19 protein-coding genes are annotated in these 20,713 nt (G+C 69.6%); 9 read left to right on the top strand and 10 right to left on the bottom strand.

Annotation, left to right across the window (positions count from 1 at the left end):
* The first annotated feature begins 1 nt into the window (after position 1).
* Positions 2–688 carry a SanA/YdcF family protein gene (locus EDD27_RS23830; protein WP_241564216.1) on the top strand — a complete coding sequence of 229 codons (687 nt, stop codon included), beginning with the start codon at positions 2–4 and terminating at the stop codon, positions 686–688.
* Here EDD27_RS23830 and EDD27_RS23835 read toward each other — a convergent pair.
* Together EDD27_RS23835 and EDD27_RS23840 are read right to left on the bottom strand one after the other, a co-directional pair.
* Positions 664–1,857 carry a PrsW family intramembrane metalloprotease gene (locus EDD27_RS23835; RefSeq protein ID WP_127934348.1) on the bottom strand — a complete coding sequence of 398 codons (1,194 nt, stop codon included), beginning with the start codon at positions 1,855–1,857 and terminating at the stop codon, positions 664–666. The two genes, EDD27_RS23830 and EDD27_RS23835, sit on opposite strands and share 25 nt — an antisense overlap.
* 145 nt (positions 1,858–2,002) lie before the next feature.
* Entirely contained in the window at positions 2,003–2,947 is a 945-nt protein-coding gene (locus EDD27_RS23840; protein WP_127934349.1) for a heme o synthase, read from the bottom strand.
* A gap of 273 nt (positions 2,948–3,220) precedes the next feature.
* Here EDD27_RS23840 and tkt point away from each other — a divergent pair, with 273 nt between their 5' ends.
* Genes tkt through pgl form a run of 6 tightly spaced genes read left to right on the top strand, consistent with a single transcriptional unit; the run spans position 3,221 to position 11,427 of the window.
* Entirely contained in the window at positions 3,221–5,314 is a 2,094-nt protein-coding gene (tkt, locus tag EDD27_RS23845; protein ID WP_277750747.1) for a transketolase, read from the top strand.
* 7 nt (positions 5,315–5,321) lie between these two features.
* The gene (gene tal / locus EDD27_RS23850; RefSeq protein WP_127934351.1) at positions 5,322–6,413 is read left to right on the top strand and encodes a transaldolase; all 1,092 of its coding nucleotides are present in this window, start codon (positions 5,322–5,324) and stop codon (positions 6,411–6,413) included.
* Positions 6,413–8,104, top strand: coding sequence for a glucose-6-phosphate isomerase (locus EDD27_RS23855; protein ID WP_127940907.1), 1,692 nt, complete (start codon positions 6,413–6,415; stop codon positions 8,102–8,104). Before tal ends, EDD27_RS23855 begins: the two co-directional genes overlap by 1 nt.
* 1 nt (position 8,105) lies before the next feature.
* Positions 8,106–9,707 carry a glucose-6-phosphate dehydrogenase gene (gene zwf / locus EDD27_RS23860; RefSeq protein WP_127934352.1) on the top strand — a complete coding sequence of 534 codons (1,602 nt, stop codon included), beginning with the start codon at positions 8,106–8,108 and terminating at the stop codon, positions 9,705–9,707.
* The gene (locus tag EDD27_RS23865) at positions 9,707–10,621 is read left to right on the top strand and encodes a glucose-6-phosphate dehydrogenase assembly protein OpcA (protein ID WP_127934353.1); all 915 of its coding nucleotides are present in this window, start codon (positions 9,707–9,709) and stop codon (positions 10,619–10,621) included. Before zwf ends, EDD27_RS23865 begins: the two co-directional genes overlap by 1 nt.
* Before the next feature lie 32 nt (positions 10,622–10,653).
* Positions 10,654–11,427: a 6-phosphogluconolactonase gene (pgl, locus tag EDD27_RS23870; RefSeq protein WP_127934354.1), complete on the top strand. Its 774-nt coding sequence runs from the start codon at positions 10,654–10,656 to the stop codon at positions 11,425–11,427.
* 10 nt (positions 11,428–11,437) lie between these two features.
* Here the strand turns inward: pgl and EDD27_RS23875 are convergent, their stop codons facing one another.
* The 4 genes from EDD27_RS23875 to add all read right to left on the bottom strand — a co-directional run bounded on the left by EDD27_RS23875 (position 11,438) and on the right by add (position 15,646).
* Positions 11,438–11,983, bottom strand: a complete 546-nt coding sequence (locus EDD27_RS23875; protein WP_127934355.1) for a hypothetical protein — start codon at positions 11,981–11,983, stop codon at positions 11,438–11,440.
* Between the two features lie 37 nt (positions 11,984–12,020).
* Positions 12,021–14,126 carry a DUF6571 family protein gene (locus tag EDD27_RS23880; RefSeq protein ID WP_164903765.1) on the bottom strand — a complete coding sequence of 702 codons (2,106 nt, stop codon included), beginning with the start codon at positions 14,124–14,126 and terminating at the stop codon, positions 12,021–12,023.
* Positions 14,126–14,374: a hypothetical protein gene (locus EDD27_RS23885; RefSeq protein ID WP_127934357.1), complete on the bottom strand. Its 249-nt coding sequence runs from the start codon at positions 14,372–14,374 to the stop codon at positions 14,126–14,128. Before EDD27_RS23885 ends, EDD27_RS23880 begins: the two co-directional genes overlap by 1 nt.
* Before the next feature lie 234 nt (positions 14,375–14,608).
* Positions 14,609–15,646 carry an adenosine deaminase gene (add, locus tag EDD27_RS23890; RefSeq protein WP_127934358.1) on the bottom strand — a complete coding sequence of 346 codons (1,038 nt, stop codon included), beginning with the start codon at positions 15,644–15,646 and terminating at the stop codon, positions 14,609–14,611.
* Between the two features lie 98 nt (positions 15,647–15,744).
* Here add and EDD27_RS23895 point away from each other — a divergent pair, with 98 nt between their 5' ends.
* Positions 15,745–16,491: a class I SAM-dependent methyltransferase gene (locus EDD27_RS23895; RefSeq protein WP_127934359.1), complete on the top strand. Its 747-nt coding sequence runs from the start codon at positions 15,745–15,747 to the stop codon at positions 16,489–16,491.
* Between the two features lie 180 nt (positions 16,492–16,671).
* Here the strand turns inward: EDD27_RS23895 and EDD27_RS23900 are convergent, their stop codons facing one another.
* Genes EDD27_RS23900 through EDD27_RS23910 form a run of 3 tightly spaced genes read right to left on the bottom strand, consistent with a single transcriptional unit; the run spans position 16,672 to position 18,926 of the window.
* Positions 16,672–17,247, bottom strand: a complete 576-nt coding sequence (locus EDD27_RS23900; protein WP_127934360.1) for a TetR/AcrR family transcriptional regulator — start codon at positions 17,245–17,247, stop codon at positions 16,672–16,674.
* 12 nt (positions 17,248–17,259) lie between these two features.
* Positions 17,260–18,129, bottom strand: a complete 870-nt coding sequence (locus EDD27_RS23905; RefSeq protein WP_127934361.1) for an oxidoreductase — start codon at positions 18,127–18,129, stop codon at positions 17,260–17,262.
* A 47-nt stretch (positions 18,130–18,176) separates the two neighbouring features.
* Positions 18,177–18,926, bottom strand: a complete 750-nt coding sequence (locus tag EDD27_RS23910; RefSeq protein WP_164903766.1) for a hypothetical protein — start codon at positions 18,924–18,926, stop codon at positions 18,177–18,179.
* 87 nt (positions 18,927–19,013) lie between these two features.
* Here EDD27_RS23910 and EDD27_RS23915 point away from each other — a divergent pair, with 87 nt between their 5' ends.
* Entirely contained in the window at positions 19,014–19,613 is a 600-nt protein-coding gene (locus EDD27_RS23915) for a Clp protease N-terminal domain-containing protein (protein WP_127934363.1), read from the top strand.
* Here the strand turns inward: EDD27_RS23915 and EDD27_RS23920 are convergent.
* Positions 19,605–20,627, bottom strand: coding sequence for a GNAT family N-acetyltransferase (locus EDD27_RS23920; protein WP_127934364.1), 1,023 nt, complete (start codon positions 20,625–20,627; stop codon positions 19,605–19,607). The genes EDD27_RS23915 and EDD27_RS23920 overlap by 9 nt on opposite strands.
* Positions 20,628–20,713: the final 86 nt, after the last annotated feature.

The raw sequence follows: 20,713 nt of genomic DNA on the forward strand, positions 1-20,713 counted from the left end.
GGTGCTGCGCCGGACGTACCAGGGGCTGGTGGCGCTCAGCGTGCTCGCCCTCGTGCCCATGACGTGGGCCTGGCTCAGCAGTTCGGGGCACCGGGTCGCGGCCGAGGGCCGAGCTCCGGCGGCGTGGCCCGCACGGGTGCCCGAGACGCAGGCGGCCCTGGTGCTCGGCGCCGGCCTGTACGCCGACCAGCCGACCCTGATGCTGGCCCGCAGGCTGGACATCGCCGCCGAGCTCTACCGCGCCGGCAAGGTGCGGGCGTTGCTGCTGTCGGGCGACAACAGCCGCAAGGACTACGACGAGCCGACCGCCATGCGCGACTACCTGCGCGCCAGGGGCGTGCCCGACGCCGTGATGGTGCTGGACTACGCCGGGTTCGACACGTGGGACTCGTGCGTGCGGGCGCGCAAGGTGTTCGGTGCCGAGCGGGTGACCGTGGTCACGCAGGAGTTCCACCTGCCCAGGGCCGTGACGTTGTGCCGCACGGCCGGGCTGGAGACCTTCGGGGTGGGTGACGACTCGGCCCGCCGGCTGCCCGGGCCCACCTACGTGTACGCCGCCCGCGAGCTGTTCGCCACCGCCAAGGCGTTCGCCGACGCGAAGATCCTGCACTCCGATCCCGTCTTCCCCGGGCCGCGTGAGGTCTCCCTCACCCGCATTCTGAGTCAGCCGGGCGCGCCGGGGGCGTAGCCGGGCGGCGGGGTGCCGCGAGCGACCGACTCGGCGTGCACCGCGGGCACCGGGAAGTCGGCCCTGGCGGTGCTCATGCACTCCAGCAGGGCCCGCTGCTCCTCGTGGAAGGTCTGCTCGTCGACCATGTGGCGGGCCGCCCGCTCGTGCAGCAGCCCCAGCTCGGTGGCGGCCAGCTGGTAGTCGCGCATCGCGCGCAACCCGCGCTTGCCGCCGTGGGCCTTGGCCCACTGCCTGGCCTGGCGGCGGCGGGAGAACGCCGACAACATGTAGATGTCGGCCTCGTTGACGAGCTTGGTCGGCTCGTACGGCGGGAGATAACGCTGGATGAGCGCGACGATGCGCCGCCGGTCCTGGAACACCACGCCGATGAGCACGATCAGCACCATGAGCAGCGTCAGGTAGGCCACCACGAGCCCGGGGAAGCCGCCGTAGGAGGCCAGGCCGTTCCACAGGCCGTGCAGGACCATCGCGCCCGACCAGCCGGCCAGGATGTAGAAGACCCGCTCGGAGCCGCTGCGCTGGGCGGCGTAGGCGACGCCGACCCCGATCATGGAGCTGAACAGCGGATGCGCCAGCGGCGACAAGATCCCGCGCAGCACCACGGTGACCGCCAGCCCTTTGACGCCCAACTCGGAGTTGAGCGCGGCGAGGTAGTAGCTGACGTTCTCGCTCATGGCGAAGCCGAGGCCGACCATGCTGGCGTAGATGATGCCGTCCGTCGGCCCGTCCAGCTCGGCCCTGCGGAACCTGAGCAGCCCGATCAGCACCAGGCCCTTCATCGTCTCCTCGACCACGGGAGCGCCGAACGTGGCCGCGATGTTGCGGGCGTTGTCCTCCGACAGCTTGACGGTGTCCATGATGTAGTGCAGGTTGAGCGAGTTGACCACCCCCGCGACCAGCACCGCGACGCCCGCGCCCCACGCGAAGGCGAAGATCAGGTTGCTGCGCGGCTCCGGCTCCATCCGGTCCAGCGCCAGCACGGCGGCCAGCAGCAGCGGCACGGGCGCCAGCGCCAGCGTGAGCGCGATGAAGAACTGCACCGGCTCGCCGTTGAGCACGTCGAACGAGAAGGAGACCAGCGCGCAGATGCCGGTGAGGACCAGCCCTGTGATCAACGCGAACGAGGGGCGGTCCTTCAACACCCAGCGTGGATCACGGGACGCCATGGGGTGACTTTAACGGATCAGAGTGCCGGGGACCGTGCCGCAGGATACCCACTGTCACCGTCCAGACATGAACGTTGTGCACTGCCTTCACCACTGATTCTAAGGCCGGACCCGGTGCCGGTCTCGGGGTGGCCGAGAGCGGCGATCAGGCCAGCAGCGGGTCGATGGCGACGGCGAGGAAGAGCAGCGCCAGGTAGGCGTTGGACCAGTGGAAGAAGCGCATGGGCCGCAGATCGACGCCCGTCTTGCCGGCGTTGAGCCGGGCCAGCAGGCGGTGCACCTCCCACAGGCACATCACGCCCAGCGCGGCCGCCACGACCGGGTAGAACAGCGTGGTGTTCGCCACCGGCCACAACAACAGCGAGCACAGCACCGTCGCCCACGTGTAGGCGATGGACTCCAGGATGACCCGCCGCTCGGTGGCCACGACCGGCAACATCGGCACCTTGGCCGCCGCGTAGTCCTCCTTGTAGCGCATGGCCAGCGTCCAGGTGTGCGGGGGCGTCCAGAAGAACACCACCCCGAACAGCACCAGCGGCGCCCAGTCCAGCCGCTCGGTGATGCCCGCCCAGCCGATCATCACCGGCATGCAGCCCGCGATGCCGCCCCACACGATGTTCTGGGCCGTGCGCCGCTTGAGGATCATCGAGTAAACCAGCACGTAGAACAGGATCGCCCCGGTGGACAGCAGGGCCGCCAGCCAGTTGGTGGTGACCCACAACCCGACCGTGGACAGCACGCCGAGCACGATCCCGAAGATCAGCGCTCCCCTCGGCGACACCTGGTGCCTGGCCAGCGGGCGGCGGCGGGTGCGGCGCATCTTCTGGTCGATGTCGCGGTCCACGTAGCAGTTGAGCGCGTTGGCGCTGCCCGCCGAGAGGGTGCCGAACACCATGACCGAGATGGACGTCCACAGCGGTGGCAGGCCGCCGGCCGCGAGGAACATCACCGGCAGCGTGGTGATCAGCAGCAGCTCGATGATCCGCGGCTTGGTGAGCGCGATGTAGGCCTTGACGATCATGCCGATCGAGCGCGGCGCCTCCACCTGCGGAGATGGCGCCGTCGCCTGCCTGTTGGTCAGCACCGTCAAGGCGCTTCCAGCCTGTGCGGAGTCAACGCGTAACCTCTGATAAGAGCGGATCCATGGGTAGGCGCCGGTGACGCCTCTGCGAACCCAACAAACTGTAGTCGCAGGGTGAGCCGGTCCGGCCAATGGGGGGCTTGCGCCATACATGGACACGCGCGGGTGGATATGGAATTGATCGCCGCCTCCACTCGGTTAGGGTCCGTGTGGGCGGGATAGCCAACCGGCGTGACCAATGACAACTAGATTCCGGAGATCGAGCACTTGAGCACCGAACTCGTGCCAGCCCTTGACTGGACCGACCTGGACAAGCAGGCGGTCGACGTCATCCGAGCCCTGGCGATGGACGCAGTGGAGAAGGCGGGCTCGGGTCATCCCGGCACCGCCATGAGCCTGGCCCCCGCCGCATACTTGCTGTTCCAGCGTGTGATGCGCCATGACCCCACCGATCCCAACTGGATCGGCCGGGACCGTTTCGTGTTGTCGTGCGGCCACACCAGCCTGACGCTCTATATCCAGCTCTACCTTTCCGGCTACGGGCTGACCCTCGACGACCTCAGGCGGCTGCGCCAGTGGGACAGCCTCACCCCCGGCCACCCCGAGTACGGCCACACCGCGGGTGTCGAGACCACGACGGGTCCGCTCGGCCAGGGCCTGGGCAACGCGGTCGGCATGGCGATGGCCGCCCGCCGCGAGCGCGGCCTTTTCGACCCCGACGCCGAGCTCGGCGCCTCGCCGTTCGACCACCACATCTGGTGCTTCGTCAGCGACGGCGACATCGAGGAGGGCATCAGCCACGAGGCCAGTTCCCTCGCCGGCCACCAGAAGCTCGGCAACCTCATCGTCGTGTGGGACGACAACCACATCTCCATCGAGGACGACACGCTGATCGCCAAGTCCGAGGACGTGGTCAAGCGCTACGAGGCCTACGGCTGGCACACGGAGAGCGTCGACTGGACCGCCGGCGACAACTACCACGAGGACGTGCAGGCTCTCTACGACGCGCTGGAGGCGGCCAAGGCCGAGACCGACCGGCCGTCGTTCATCCGGCTGCGCACGATCATCGGCTGGCCCGCCCCCAACAAGCGCAACACCGGCAAGATCCACGGTTCGGCCCTGGGCGAGGCGGAGGTCGCCGCCACCAAGGAAGTCCTGGGCATGGACCCGGCCAAGACCTTCGACGTGCCGGCCGGCGTGCTCGCGCACGCCCGCGAGGTGGCCCAGCGCGGCCGCGCCACGCACGCCGAGTGGGAGAAGGGCTACGCCGAATGGCGCCTGGCCAACCCCGAGCGCGCCGAGGAGCTCGACCGCATCTCCCACCGCGAGCTGCCGAACGGCTGGTACCGGGCGCTGCCGTCGTTCGAGGCGGGCGCGTCGATGGCCACGCGCAAGGCGTCGGGCGAGGTGCTGAGCGCGCTGGCGCCGGTGCTGCCCGAGCTGTGGGGCGGCTCGGCCGACCTGGCCGAGTCCAACAACACCACGATGAAGGGCGAGCCGTCCTTCATCCCGGAGGAATACCAGACCAAGGAGTTCCCCGGTAACCGTTACGGCCGCACGCTGCACTTCGGCATCCGCGAGCACGCCATGGGCGCCATTCTCAACGGCATCGCCCTGCACGGCGGCACCCGCCCGTACGGCGGCACGTTCCTCGTCTTCTCCGACTACATGCGCCCGGCGGTGCGTCTCGCCGCGCTGATGAAGCTGCCGGTCACCTACGTGTGGACGCACGACTCCATCGGCCTGGGCGAGGACGGCCCCACCCACCAGCCGATCGAGCACCTGTGGGCGCTGCGCGCGATCCCGGGCCTCGACGTGGTGCGCCCCGCTGACGCCAACGAGACCGCGTACGCGTGGAAGGCCGTGCTCCAGCACAAGGACCGGCCCGCCGCGCTCGCGCTGACCCGGCAGAACCTGCCGGTGTACGAGGGCACCAGCGCCGACGGCGTGGCCCGCGGCGGCTACGTGCTGCGTGAGGCGTCCGACGGCCAGCCCAGGGTCATCATCATCGCCACCGGCAGCGAGGTGGAGATCGCCGTGGCGGGCCGTGAGCTGCTCGAGGGGCAGGGCATCCCCACGCGAGTCGTCTCCATGCCGTGTGTGGAGTGGTTCAACGGGCAGGATTCCGCATACAGGCAGACCGTCCTGCCGTCGTCGATCAGGGCTCGGGTCGCGGTCGAGGCGGGCGTCGCGCTCGGCTGGCACCAGTTCGTCGGCGAATGCGGCGAGGTGGTCAGCCTCGAACACTTCGGTGCGTCCGCCCCGTACAAGACTGTGTACGAGCAGTTCGGGCTGACGCCCGAGCGCGTGGCGGCGGCGGCACATGCGAGCCTGGCCAAGCTTGGTCAGGAAAAAGGCGAGACGACGGGAAACTGAAGTAGACATGAGCGAGATCCTCAACAAGCTGTCCGGCCAGGGCGTGGCCATCTGGCTCGACGACATCAGCCGTGAGCGACTGCGCAGCGGCAACCTGGAGCAGCTGATCAGGGAGAAGAACGTCGTCGGGGTCACCTCAAACCCGACGATCTTCGCCGGCGCGCTCAGCAAGGGCGACGCCTACGACCAACAGCTGCACGACCTGGCGATCCGCGGCGTCAGTGTGGACGAGGCCGTGCGCGCGATCACGGCCTACGACATCCGCTGGGCCTGTGACGTGCTGCGCCCCGTCTTCGATGCCACCGGCGGCGTGGACGGCCGCGTGTCGCTGGAGGTGGACCCGCGTCTGGCCCACGAGAGCGAGAAGACCGTGGCCGAGGCCCGGGCGCTGTGGTGGATGGTGGACCGGCCCAACCTGTTCATCAAGATCCCGGCGACCCTGGAGGGCCTGCCGGCGATCACGCAGGCCATCTCCGAGGGCATCAGCGTCAACGTCACGCTGATCTTCTCGCTGGAGCGTTACCGCGCGGTCATGGACGCCTGGCTCGCCGGCCTGGAGGCCGCGCAGGCCAAGGGGCTCAACCTGGCCACGATCGAGTCGGTGGCCTCGTTCTTCGTCAGCCGGGTCGACACCGAGATCGACAAGCGGCTGGACAAGCTGGGCAAGCCGGAGCTGAACGGCCAGGCGGGCGTGGCCAACGCGCGGCTGGCGTACGCGGCGTACGAGGACGTCATGAACACCGAGCGGTGGCAGCGGCTGCGCTCGGCCGGCGCCCGGCCGCAGCGCCCGCTGTGGGCCTCGACCGGTGTGAAGAACCCGGAATACCCCGACACGCTCTACGTCGACCAGCTCGTCGCCCCCGGCACCGTCAACACGATGCCGGAGAAGACGCTCGACTCGACCGCCGACCACGCCAACATCACCGGTGACACCATCCGGCCGTTCTACGAGGACGCCTGGAACACCATGGCCGCTCTCAAGGAGGCCGGCGTCGACTACGACGACGTGGTGAAGGTGCTGGAGGAGGAGGGCGTGCAGAAGTTCGAGGCGTCCTGGAACGAGCTGCTCGAGAGCGTCAGCAAGAACCTGGTTCCGTGATGGACGTGCTCTACCGCGACGAGAAGGTGGCCTCGGCCGCCTCCTCCGTCGCGGGGCGCCTCGTCGCCGACGGCGCGCCCGCGCGGCTCGCCGCCGGCGACCCCACGGTGTGGGGTGAGGACGCCGAGGCGGGGGCGGCCGGACCGCCGCTCCGCGCCTCTCGCGAGCTGCTGCCCGACATGGGCAGGCTCGCGGAGCAGGCTCGTGCCGCGGGCCTGACGAACGTGGTGCTGGCCGCGACGGGCGCCGCGGCACTGGCGGCTGAGGTGATCTGCGACACCGCCGACGTGCCGCTCACCGTGCTCGACACCTCCGACCCCGGACAGCTGCGGCGGGCGCTGGCCGATCCGCTGGAGTCCACGATCGTGGTGGCGGCGGGCAGTGCCGTGGAGACCGAGTGCTGCCTGCTCATTTACGAAGAGCTGTTCGCGCAGGCGGGCATCGAGGCCGCGGAGCGCATCGTGGCCGTCGCCGATCCCCGCTCACCGCTGGGACAGCGGGCCCTGGAGCGCGGCTACCGCCTGGTGCCGCCGACCGGCCCCGACGCGGCATCGCCGGTCGGCGGTCCCGGACCGGCACTGCCGGGGGACGTCCAGGGCGGCGCCGGGCAGCCGGCGGACGGGCAGGGCCTCGCGGGGCTGCGGGCGCGCGGCCTCGGTGCGGCGCTGTCGGCCGCGGCGCTGGTGCCCAGTGCGCTGGCGGGCGCCGATGTGGCGCGGCTGCTCGACGACGCCGAGGAGGTGCTGCCGCTGTTGTCGCGGGACAGCGGCAACCCCGGGCTCGCGCTCGGGGCGGCGCTCGGCGGCGCGGCACTCGGCGGCCGCGACAAGCTGCTGCTGGAGGACCAGCTCTCCGCCATCGCCGGGCTGCCTGACTGGATCGAGGCGCTCGTGGCCGAGTCCACCGGCAAGCACGGCAAGGGGATCCTGCCTGTCGTCGGCGCCGACCCCAACCGCTCCCACGACGAGCTGGTCATCGCCATCGAGTCCGACGTCGGCGACGTGCGCGTGGAGGGGCCGCTGGGCGCGCAGTTCCTGGTCTGGGAGTACGCCGCCGCCACCGCCGCGCTGCTGCTGGACGTCGACCCGGCCGACCGGCCCGACGTGACCGAGCCCGCGGACAACGCAGCCGCCCTGCTGGCCCTGCCCGAGCTGCCTGCCGGCGCGCCCGCGCTGGTGGACGGCCCGGTCGAGGTGTACGGGCCGGTGACGGCCAAGGACCTCCCCGGGGTGTTCATCGAGCTGCTGCACGCGATACCGGCCGACGGCTACCTGGCGGTGACCGCCTACCTGGACAGGCTGGCGGCCTTCGACGCGCCGGTGCCGGACGGCGCCGACTTCGAGCAGATGACCGACGCCTGGATGATGGCCGACCCGGCCACGCTGCGGGCGTTGCTGGCGCTGCGTACCGACAGGCCGGTGACGTTCGGGTGGGGGCCGCGATCGTGGCACGCGACCGGGCAATACCACAAGGGCGGGCCCCAGAACGGGGTGTTCCTGCAGATCACCGGGGCGGTGGCGGAGGACGTCACGGTCCCGGGCAAGCCTTACACGCTGGGGCGTCTCCAGCTCGCCCAGGCGCTCGGCGACCTGGAGTCGCTCGAAACGCGCGGACGGCCCGCCGTACGCCTGCATTTGACCGACCGCGCGGCAGGAGTCGCGCACCTGCTCGCAGCAGCACAGGAGGTTTGAGATGACAGAGCCTGGAGCACCCGCGGAGGAAGCCGTCACCGCGGCGGCCGCCGTCGCGGGCACCGCCACGACGGAGGATGTGGTCGCCGCCAACCCGCTGCGGGACCCGCGCGACAAGCGCCTGCCCCGGGTGGCGGGACCCTGCGTGATGGTGTTGTTCGGCGTGACCGGTGACCTGGCCAAGCGCAAGCTGCTGCCGGCCATCTACGACCTGGGGAACCGCGGGCTGCTGCCGCCGGGGTTCTCGCTGGTCGGTTTCGCCCGCCGGGATTGGAAGGACCAGGATTTCGCCCAGCTGACGCACGACGCGGTCAAGGCGCACGCCAGGACGCCGTTCCGTGAGGAGGTCTGGAAGCAGCTGCTCGAAGGCATCCATTTCGTGCCGGGCGAGTTCTCCGACGACGGAGCGTTCGACGCGCTGGCCATGGCATTGGCGGAGATCGACCAGACGCGCGGCACGGGCGGAAACTACGCGTTCTACCTGTCGGTGCCGCCGAAGTTCTTCCCGTTGGTGGTGGAGCAGCTCAAGCGGACCGGCCTCGCCGACGCGCCCGAGGGATCGTGGCGGCGGGTGGTCATCGAGAAGCCGTTCGGGCACAACCTGCAGTCGGCCCACGAGCTCAACGAGATCACCACGTCGGCCTTCCCGGAGAGCTCGATCTTCCGGATCGACCACTACCTGGGCAAGGAGACCGTCCAGAACATCATGGCGCTGAGGTTCGCCAACAACCTCTATGAGCCGATCTGGAACCGCAGCTTCGTCGACCACGTGCAGATCACGATGGCCGAGGACATCGGCATCGGCGGGCGGGCCGGCTACTACGACGGCATCGGCGCGGCCCGCGACGTGATCCAGAACCACCTGCTCCAGCTCCTCGCTCTGGTCGCAATGGAGGACCCGACCTCGTTCGAGGCCCAGGCGCTGCGCCGGGAGAAGGAGAAGGTGCTCAAGGCCGTGCGCCTGCCCTCCAACCTGGGGCTCAACACGGCGCGCGGGCAATACTCGGCGGGCTGGCAGGGCGGCGAGAAGGTCGTCGGCTACCTGCAGGAGGAGGGCATCTCGGCCGAGTCCACCACCGAGACGTACGCCGCCATCAAGCTGGAGATCGCCAACCGGCGGTGGGCGGGGGTGCCGTTCTACCTGCGTACCGGCAAACGGCTGGGCCGCCGGGTGACGGAGGTCGCGGTGGTGTTCCAGCGCGCGCCGCACCTGCCCTTCAGCAAGGACGACACCGAGATCCTCGGCCAGAACGCGCTCGTGGTCCGCGTCCAGCCGGACGAGGGCATCACGGTGCGTTTCGGCTCGAAGGTGCCAGGAACGGCCATGGAAGTGCGCGACGTCTCCATGGACTTCGCCTACGGCGAGTCGTTCCTGGAGTCGTCGCCGGAGGCGTACGAGCGGCTCCTGCTGGACGTGATGATCGGCGACCCGCCGTTGTTCCCGCACCAGCGGGAGGTGGAGCTGTCCTGGACGATCCTCGACCCGATCGAGGAGTTCTGGGCCAGCCAGGGCCAGCCCGAGCCCTACGAATCGGGCTCGTGGGGCCCGCCGTCGGCGGACGCGATGATGGCGCGTGACGGCCGCGTGTGGAGGAGACTCTAGTGACGACCTTTATGCTGTCGGACACGACGGCGGGGAAGATCTCGGCGCAGCTCATGCACCTGCGCCACCAGATGGGCGCGCCCGCCATCGGCATGGTGCTGACGCTCGTGGTGGTCTGCGAGGAGCGCGACCAGTACGACGCGCTCCGCGCCGCCACCGAGGCGGCCCGCGAGCACCCCTCGCGCATCCTCGTGGTGATCAACCGTGAGGTCGACGAGCCCATCAGGCTCGACGCCGAGCTGCGCATCGGCGAGTCCACGCCGGGCGAGGTCGTGGTGCTGCGCCTGTACGGCGAGCTGACCCAGCACGCCGACTCGGTGGTCAGCCCGCTGCTGCTGCCCGACACGCCGGTCGTGGTGTGGTGGCCGGGCAAGGCCCCGGACGCGCCCTCCAAGGACGCGATCGGCGCGCTGGCGCAGCGCCGGATCACCGACGCCAGGGGCTTCGCCGACGGCGGCGTCACGTCGCTGGTGACCAGGGCCAAGGGGTACGCCCGCGGCGACACCGACCTGGCGTGGGCCCGCCTGACGCCGTGGCGCAGCCTGCTGGCGGCCGCGTTCGACCAGCCGATGGGCAAGGTCCGCAAGGGCGTCGTGGAGGCCTCGACGGGCAATCCGAGCGCGCCGTTGCTCGCCTCCTGGCTGTCGGAGCGGCTCGGCGCGCCCATCAAGGTCGCCGACTCGGCCGGCCCCGGTCTCACCGCCGTACGCCTGCAGCTGGGCGAGGGCGAGCTGGCCGTGGTCAGGACCGACGCCCGGCTGGCCACGCTGTCGCGGCCCGGCCAGCCGGACCGGAACGTGGCCCTGGCCAGGCGGCACACCTCGGAGCTGATGGCCGAGGAACTGCGCAGGCTCGACAGTGACGAGATCTACGAGGCGGCGGTCAAGCGGTTCGCCCGTACCTACAAGGGGTGACTCGGACGACCGTGGCTGAGAAAGTAGCATCTGTGAGCGTCCCCACCATCGTCGTCCACCGCAACGCCGACGTCCTGGCCAACGCGGTGGCCGCCCGGATCATCACCCGCCTGGTCGACGTGCAGTCGGCCAAGGGGTCGGCCTCGATCGTGCTGACCGGCGGCACGGTCGGCATCGCCACGCTGGCGGCCATCGCCGCCACACCGGCACGCGACGCCGTCGACTGGCGGCGCCTGGACATCTGGTGGGGCGACGAGCGGTTCGTGCCCGCCGGCGACAAGGAGCGCAACGAGACCGGGGCCCGCGACGCCCTGCTCGACCACGTGGACGTGGACCCGGAGCGGGTGCACGTCATGCGCGGCCCCGACTCGGGCATGACGGCCGAGGAGTCCGCCGACGCCTACGCCGCCGAACTCCGGGCCGCCGCCCGTCCCGAGGACCACGGCCCGGTGCCGAACTTCGACGTGATGCTGCTCGGCATGGGCCCCGACGCCCACGTGGCCTCGCTGTTCCCCGGCATGCCGGCCCTGTACGACACCCGCCCGGTGGTGGCCGTCCACGGCTCCCCCAAACCGCCGCCCACCCGCATCTCCCTGACGCTGCCCGCCATCCAAGCGGCACGCGAGGTGTGGGTGGTGGCGGCCGGCGAGGAGAAGTCCGGCGCCGTCCGCCTGGCCCTGTCCCATTCGGGTCCTGTCCAGGTGCCCGCCGCCGGCGCGCGCGGACGCGGGCGGACGTTGTTCCTGCTGGACCGGGCCGCGGCGGGGAAGATCCCGCCGGGGTTGGGGCGGCTGTCGTCGCCTTGATCATCTGACCTCAGCCGGGCGGCGGGCCGCCGAGTTTGCATTTGAACATCTCGGCGAACCGCCGCTCGGCTATTTTCATCAGCTGGACAAGGTCGTGGTCCTGGTCCCGGGCGGGGTTGCGCTTGACGGTGATGGTGATGAGCGAGTTGTTGGATCCACAGCGGAACCAGGCGCCCGCCTTCCGATACTGATAGAACCGGCTCTGGAAGTCGCTTATTTCTCCCTTGCCCAGCTCCTCGGGGAGTTTGACGGGATTGCGATTCTCGCCGAATTCGATGAGGTTCTCGATGACTTGCCGAGGCGCCGATTCGTAATAGCGCGTGATAAAGAGACTCTGCTCGTCATTCGATATGACACAGCCACGTCCCTCAGGATCACGTTCGCCGGAACCCGCTTTGTACGGACCGATGTAACCCGTCAGATCGGCAACCGCGGCCTGCGGGATGAAATGGCACAGGTAGGGAGCGCCGTCGGCGACGGAGCGCCGCACAGCCACGGGACTGGGCGACGTCGGAACAGCGGGGGACTTGCCCGGCGTGCACGCGGCGATCGACATGAGCGTGGCCGCCGCGCAGAGCCACGCGATCGGGCGCCTACTTCTTCTCATTTTCTTTGCTCTGGGCACGCATGTTGGTGACGAAATCATCAATTCCAGTGCCAACACCCTGCTGCGCGTCCGCATATCTGGTCGGCACCGTGGTGTTCTCGACGATCCAATGGGCGAAGTCGTCGTACTCATCAATGTTCATCTGATGTGGAGGCTTGACCTTCGGCGGATCGCCGATCACGAAGGACTCTTTCAGATCATTGCGCCGATATGCCCCATGAGCCACGGCGGACGACTCGATCATTTGCTTCATCATTTCTTCGACGGCTATCTTGTTCGAGGCGGCTTCGCTGAAAGCCTTGGCGGTTTTCCCGCCGGCGTGCCCGCTCTGCCGCACAAGCCAGTCTCCCGCCTTTGCGTAGCCACCCCTGACGAAGTTCTCATAAATGCTGTCGGCTGCTTTGAGGCCCACCTTGCCCACCTGCTGGGCGAAGGGAATGGGGACGAGTCCGATACCTTCCTGGACCAGTTTCCGCAACGCCTCGTCGGCCGCGTCCGCCTCCTTGCCACGGGCGACGAGCGCCTGCCGATGGGCCTCCACCAAATGCCCCAGCACCTTGGAGTCATTCGCGATCACGTTCCCCAGCATGCCCTTGTTGCCGGTCGCAAGCGCTTCGTCGATCTTGCCTCGCATGTGCGCGATCTGCCCGAGGAGCATGGCTTGGTACCCTTTTTCGTCGGCGGCCACGTCGAGCATGACGAAATCGAGGTCGGCTCTGGTGAAGCGAGCGACGGGCTGTCCATCGACAATGGCCACGAGCTGGTCGTCCGCTCGCCGCTGATGATTTTTGTAGAAGGTCGACACGATGTCGTCGGAGTGCTCGCCGAGAATGCGTCCCATGTTGTCGCGGATGCCGGAGAGCTCATCGAGCTTCGAGGGGTCCTTCAATTCGATGTCGTTGTTGCCGTCGGACATCGACAGATGCGGCCGCACAATGTCAGAGACTATGTGCGTGGCCATGACGGCCAGCCGTTTGGAATCGGCGTCGGCACCCTTCATCGCGGCCTCCATGGCCTCGCCGAGCGATTCGCCACGATCGCCCATGGCCCACTGCGGACGCCGGTCGCGCATCAGGTATGTCAGTAGGTCACGGTTGCCGATCAGCGCTTGGGCGCGTTCTCTCGACGTGCCGGCGAGGGACATCAGCGCGGCGATCGGGTCGGCCGTGCCGATCTCCGAAGAGCCTTGGAACGGCCGGGTGTCGATGGGAGCGGGCAGGTCGTAGAGGTCGGTGTCACGCGGCAGTGTCCACACGCGATTCCGGCGCTCCTTCATGTACTCGCGATCCCACCGGATCATGTCCTGGCCGATCGTGCTCATGAACCACTCGCTGTAAGCCGCCTTCGGCGCGGACGCCAGGATCTGACCGAGTGACCAATATCCGGGGTTCGCCAGCCCGCCCATGTCCGGAGCCGGGATCTCCTTGCGCCCCTGCTTCTTCAGTTCCTCGATGAATCGCCGGTTGACATGCGCGTTCTTGGCCGGGTCGGTCGCCGCGGCGAGCGCCGTGCTGAGCATGGACAGCACGTCGCGATTGCGCTGCCGTAGGGCCTGCGTCGAATCGCGCCCGGCGTCGAGCTGCTTGCGCACCCGCGCTCCCATGACGAGGGGCAGTGTGGCGAGGGCCTGTGGGCCGAGTCTTTCCATCAGGGCGGTGGCGAACTGAGGGTCGGACATCCGCCCCTTGTAGGCGGCGAGCTTTTCAGCCGCGCCGGCGTCCCCGCGGGCCGCGGCCTCGAACAGTGGAGCGGCCTGCTCCGCCTCGGTGCGCACCTCGGCCGGAATCATGCGCGATTCGTTGATCCGCGTCATCCCGGACGGCAGGACCGCGCCGGCGACCGGGTTGCCGAACACGTCCACGTCGACGTTCCCGGCCTCGTACGCGAGATCGCGCCGCCGGTAGATGTCGGGCGCCTGCGCGGTCAGCCACTGGGCCACCCGGTCGATGGCCGCCACTCCGGGATGCGTGGTCTCGACCTCGTTCAGGATGGCCCGCAGCCGCCCTGCGCAATCGGCCAGGCCCTTTCCGGCATTTTGCACGCCGTATCCCAGCTGATGCATTTCCTTGGGGTCGATCGAGGAGAACGCCATCAGTCCCTCGGCCCCATCACGGTCTGATTCCTGATCGTTTCCTGCAAATGATCGATGACACCGCGCAGCGCCCGCCACATCTCCAGGCGCTGGCGGGTCAGATCACCGGCGAACGCGTCGGCGGCCGGCCCCGTCCACGTCCGCCCGCTCGACATTTGCAGCACCGGTTTGTCCAGGCAATGCCAGTGCTGGTCCGACAACTCCTGCGCACGGCGCAGCGCGTTCACCAATTCGGCCCGTGTAGGCATAGAGACCTCCCACCGAGGTGGTACGCAAGTCGCGCCTGCTGAGGCTCAAATTCGTATCGATTCACTGTGCCACGCCAGCCGTTTCTCCGTCATGCCGTCGAACGAAGCCGGTATTCCGCCAGGCGGGGACGCCGCCCCGCTCGACGAGGCGACGTTACATGCGCGTGCCGCAGACCGCGGCGGAACCGCTGACCAGCCTGGAGTGCCTGGTCAGCCCGGAAGGGGTTAACGAGCTCACGCCCCCGCCAGCAGTCCATCGATTTCGGTGAGCATGGATCGCTTACGGTCTTCTGCCATATATGAGGCGCGCACACCGTTGCGGGCGAGCTGGGCAAGTTCGCTCTTGCCGAAGCGGAAGACTTCCGCCGCGACCCGGTATTCGTCGGCCAGCGTGGTGGCGAACATGGGCGGGTCGTCGCTGTTGAGCGTGACGTACAGGCCCTCTTCCAGCATCCGGGGCAACGGGTGGTCCTCGATGTGGGCGATCTGGCCCGTGCACACGTTGGAGGTGGGGCAGACGTCCAGCGGGAGCTGGGTGTCGCGCAGGTGGGCGACCAGGCGAGGGTCGGCCAGGCAGTTGATGCCGTGGCCGATGCGCTCGGCCCCGTAGCCCTCGATGACCTCCCAGATCGTCTCGGGGCCGGACATCTCGCCACCGTGCGGGACGCTGTGCAGGCCGGCGGCGCGGGCGGCGGAGAACGCGGAGCGGTAGGCGTCGCGATATTTCGGGCGTTCTTGTTCGATGCCCCCGATGCCGAAACCTACCAGTGCGGCGGGAGGTTCTTGGAGGGCGTGCTCGACGGTGATCTTGGCGGCTTCCTCGCCGTACTCGCCGGGGATGTCGAAGATGTACGCCATTTCGACGCCGTGCTCGGCCAGCGAACGGCGAGCGGCCAGGTCGAGGGCCTCGGTGACCTCGCGCATGGGCATGCCGACGACATGGTGGGCGTACGGCGTGACCTGCAGCTCCACATAGCGGGCGCCCTGGGGCGCGAGGTCGCGGGCCAGGCCGAGCACCAGGGTCGCCACGTCCTCCGGCTCGCGCACCAGCTGGTTGACGGCCCGGTACACCCGGGCGAAGTGCGGGAAGTCGCGGAAGGTGTAGAAGCTGCGCAGTTCCTCCTCCGTGGTGGGGACGCCGCTGCCGGGGTGGCGGCGGGACAGCTCCAGGACGGTGGCGATGGAGGCGGAGCCGACCAGGTGGACGTGGAGCTCGACCTTGGGGAGCGCGTCGATGAAGGCGACGGTGGAAGCGTCGATGGCGGTCGTCATGGCGACGACCTTAGGTTGGACATTTGCCGTTTTCATAGACCGAAGGCCGAAATTTCACATGAAGATGTAAGGTTTCGCATCTAGGTTACGCTAGGTCTGTGATCAACGCCGAAGCGTACGACCGCGGCTTCGCCCAGCTGAGCTCCCACACCGTCGGCCCTCTGCTCGAGCGGGCGCACGCCGCCCGCCTGCTCGACGTCGGCTGCGGCACCGGCGTGGTGACCGCCGCGGCGCTCGCGCTGGGGGCTGAGGTCACCGCCGTGGACGCCGATCCACGCATGCTGGAGCTGACCGCGCGCCGGCACCCCTACGCCACGATCCGGCAGGCGGCGCTGCCCGATCTGCCGTTCGAGGATGGGGAATTCGACGCCGTGGCGGGAAATTTCGTCATCAACCACGTGCCGGACACGAATGAGGCGCTCAGGGAGCTGCACCGGGTGCTGCGCCCGGGCGGGACGATCGCCCTGACGTGGTGGAAGGCCGACGAGATGACGGCCACGAACGTCTTCGCCGAGGCCATCGAGGCGGCCGGGGTGTCCTACGCGCCGCCGCCCCGCCCGTTCACCGCCAACGACAGTCCGGACCGCTTCGCCGCCCTGCTCGCCACCGCGGGGTTCGGGGAGGGGGCCGTGGAGGCCGTCCGATGGCGGCACCAGGTGGATCTCGGGGCATGGTGGACGGACATCGTGGAGGCGGGCGGGCCGCGGTTCGCGGTGATCTCCAGCCAGCCGCCGGAGATCGTCTCGCGCATCAAGGCGCATTACACGCGCCTGGCGGCCCCGTACGAGCGCGACGGCTTCCCGGTGTGCGCTTACCTGGCCCACGCCACGCGCAGCCCCGGCTAGGGCCGGCTCACAACCGGCTCCCAGCCGTCCGTCCGATTCCCAGCCAACTCCCGTCCAGCGCGTGGCCGACCCCAGCCGGCTCCCGTCCAGCCCGCGGCCGAGCGGTCAGCACCACCGCACTCGGCAGCCCACCGCGGTCACCACCGCACTCGCCAGCCGACCGCGTCAGCACCGCTCCCGTTACCCAGCCGCCCAGGCGGTCACCACCGGCAGCAGCACCCCGTCGACGGACTCCGCGACGAAAGAGTCGCCGAGCGGCGGGCCGTTGAAGATCATGCGATGCCACACCAGCGCCTCCGCGATCGCGAACAGCCGCGCGGGATCGACGGCCCCCGCCAGCTCTCCCCTCTCGACCGCCTGATCGAGCAGCGCCTTGACGTCGCCGAGGTCCTTGGCCTGCATGTGCGTACGCAGCGTGCGCGCCAGCTCCTGGTTGGACACCAGCGTCGAGGACAGCCCGATGACCAGCGTGTGCTTGCGCTCCACCGCCTGGCACAGGCTGCGGAAGATGGCGGCCAGATCGCCGCGGAGCGAGCCGGTGTCCTGCCCGAGCGGCACCTCCATGTCGAAGCGCCGGCAGATGACGTCCACGACCAGCTCGGGCTTGCCCGCCCAGCGCCGGTAGATGGTGGCCTTGCTGGCCTTGGCCCGCTTGGCGATCTGGTCGACCGTCATGCGGTCGTAGCCGACCTCCGACAGCAGCTCCATCGTGGCGTCGAGGATGGCCCTGTCACGCTCGGGGTCGAGTGGAGCCACGTACACGTCCTTCTAGCTGTAGGCGATCTCCTTGAATCGTACGCCCGTCAGCTCGGTGGACACGTCCCACAGCCGCCTGGCGAGCTCCTCTGACCTGGCGCTCTCGGACGGCGTGAGGATCTTGAGCTTGGGGCCGACGAACTCGCCGCCGCGGATGGCGGGCGAGGTGGCGGCGTACAGCGAGGGGTGCGCGCCCTTCTCGGGCGACTTGAACAACAGACCGAAGAGGGGCTGTAGTGGCCCTAGCTTGACGATGTTCGTGGCGGTGGTGCCCGGGTGGCTGGCGGCGGAGATCAGGCCAGCTCCGGCCTTCTCGGCCCGTCTCTGCAGCTCCAGGGTGAAGAGCAGGTTGGCCAGCTTGGACCGCGCGTACGCGCTGAGGCGGCCGTATCCGCGCTCCAGGTCCAGGTTGTCAAAGTCGAGCCTGCCGACGACGTGCGCGTCGCTGGAGACGGTGACCACCCGCGCGCCCGGCCGGACGAGCAGCTTCGGCAACAGCAACCCCGTGAGGGCGAAATGCCCCAGGTGGTTGGTGCCGAACTGCATCTCGAAGCCGTCCTTCGTCTCCTGCCTCGAGATCATGCCGATGCCCGCGTTGTTGATCAGCAGGTCGACGTCGCCGACGCCGGCGGCGAACTCCCGGACGGAGGCCAGGTCCGCCAGGTCGAGGCGGGCGTATTCGACCTGCGCACTGGGCACCTCCCGCCGGATGGTCTCGACCGCGGCGCCGCCCTTCTCGGCCGAGCGTGCGGCCACGACGACACGTGCGCCGTGCCGGGCCAGCTCGAGCGCGGTGGGCAGGCCGATGCCGCTGTTGGCGCCGGTCACGACGGCGCTCTTGCCGGTCAGGTCCGGGATGGAGGCAGGGGTCCACGAAGTCATCGCCACTCCGATTCAGAGATGTACGAAACCGTTTCGTACACCATAGCCTAACGATCGATCCGCTGCCGCGCGTGCCGCTCCTCGCGCCGCGTCACCTCGAGCCGCTTCCTGCTGTCGTCGAGCTCTTTGCGTGCCTCGGCCAGCATCCGCTCCAGGGTGGCCACCTTCTCGGCACGCTCGTCGTACTCCCTGGTCGCGGCCTCCAGCGCGGCCTGCCACTCCCGGTGCGCCGCCTCGGCCTCCTGCCGCTCCCTGGCCTTCCTGGCCTCCGCCTCGGCACGCTCCCTGGCCTGGTCCGCCTCCTCCTCGGGAGTGGGCTTCTTCCTCCTGGCGGGCTGCCGGCGAAGGATGGGGGCGGGCGCGAAGCCGCTGTAGCTGAGCGGCTTGGCCAGCCGGCCGCGGCGCACCTGATCGGCCGCGCCGGCGTCGACGACGGCGGCGTCCAGGGTCTGGTCGACCTCCGTGGCCGCCGCCGCCGAGAGGTCGCCGTCCTGCCTGATGAGCCTGCTCAGCCTGCCGGTGACCGCGTTGCGGCGCTGGGTCAGCTCGGCGAGGGCGTCGGCGTCCTGCTCCTGCCAGGCCGCGCGCAGCCGCTCCCCCACCTCGAGCAGCTCGGCCAGCTCCTCCGGGTGCTCGCGGGCGGCCCTGTTCACGGCCCAGGCGGACACCGTGGGCTTGCGGAGTTTCGCGATGTCGCGCGAGAGCCGTACGTCACCCGCGTCCTTGGCCGCGCGGGCCTCGGCCTCGCGGGCGGCGGTGAACTCCGGCGGCGGGAGCGCGTAAAGGCGGTCGGCCACCTCGTCAAGATCCACACAGGACAAGTACCCCACATGGCCGGGTTTGTAGCGCATAGTGGAGACAGCCCCAGTCGAATGGAGGCCCCCGTGTTCGAACGTTTCACCGACCGCGCGCGCAGGGTCGTCGTCCTCGCTCAGGAGGAGGCGCGGATGATGAACCACGGATACATCGGCACGGAACACATCCTGCTCGGCCTCATCCACGAGGGCGAGGGGCTGGCCGCCCTGGTGCTCGACGGCTGCGGTGTGGAGCTGGAGCACGTACGCGCCTTCGTCGAGCGCGAGACCGGCCACGACGGCAAGCCGCCGAGCGGGCACATCCCGTTCACGCCCCGGGCCAAGAAGGTCCTGGAGCTGTCGCTGCGCGAGGCGCTCCAGCTGCGCCACAACTACATCGGCACCGAGCACATCCTGCTCGGGCTGATCAGGGAGGGCGAGGGGCTGGCCGCGCAGGCGCTCGCGGACGCCGGCGCGGACCTGGCCGACGTACGGCAGCGCCTGCTCGACCGCGCCGGCCGCGGCTCCAAGGAACGCCCGAGCGAGATGTTCTTGGCCGGCGGATCCATGCTGAGCGAGCGGCTCACGCGGATCGAGGAGAGCCTGGAGCGCATCGAGCGCCATCTGGGCATCCAGCCGCCCGCGAAGGCGAAGGAGCCCGAGGACGGGCGGGAGGAGGGCCTAGGCTGAGGCCATCGCGCCGACCGGCAGCCTGGCCTCCACCACGCCGGGGTCCTCGGTGTAGCCGAGGGTGGCGCCCAGGGAGATCAGCAGCCTGCGCATCCTGGCGTTGTCGGACAACATGGTCGCCCTGACCTCGGCGTACCCGAGATCGCGCGCGGCCCGCACGAGCATCCTGGCCATGGCCGTGCCCAGGCCGAGCCCCTGCCAGCGGTCCTCGACCAGGAACGCCATCTCGGCGATGCCCGGGTCCGGCGTGAACATCAGATTGGCCATCGCCACGACCTGGCCGTCGTGCCCGGCGACGAGCGAATATCCCCTGCTCTTGTCGCACAGCCGGTCGAACATGCGGGCCGGCAGCGCGGGCATCGAGGTGAAGTAGCGGAACCTGCGCGACTCCGGCGAGCACCTGTCGTGCAGGTCGCGCACGGCCTCACGGTAGATCGAGGTGAGCGGGCGGACCGTGACCTCGGCGCCGTCGCCGAGCTTGACCGCGCGCTCGGCGCCGCTCTGCTCGACGGCCGGCTGGGCCAGCCTGGCGAAGGCGGCGGCCCTGGCGGCCTCGGTCAGCGTGAACGGCAGGTCGGCGCGGCGCAGGCGGACCGCACGCCGGGCGGCCACGGGCACGACGAGCTGGGTCGGGTCGGGGAGATCACTCACCGCTTCACCATAGATCCACCGGGCGTCGTCCGCGCGCAGCAGCTCGGCCAGCAGCTCGGGCAGCCGCCACGGCATCGAGCGCAGCCGGGAGGCCAGCAGCAGGGCCCGGGTGGGCTCGTCGGTCAGTTCGTGGGCGGTGGCGGGCACCACCTGGACGCGGCGGCCGCCGGCCGCCTCCAGGGCCTCACGCACGGTCTCCGGGGTGGCGGGGATGTCGGCGACGAACTCGTCAACGGTTCCGTCGGTGTCGGACTGCACGCTCAAGCCGAGGATGTTGCCGCCCCTCTCGGCCAGGGCCGAGGCGAGGGAGGCCAGCCGCCCGGGCCGTTCGTCCACCGTGGTGCGGATGCGCAAGAATCCCATGTCCATCAGCATGCCGGGGAGCTGTTACGCCTCCGCTAACGACGTGTTTCATTGGGAATGAACCTGTATATCCGGATATTGCCCGG

The organism is Nonomuraea polychroma (assembly GCF_004011505.1).
Taxonomy (GTDB): domain Bacteria; phylum Actinomycetota; class Actinomycetes; order Streptosporangiales; family Streptosporangiaceae; genus Nonomuraea; species Nonomuraea polychroma.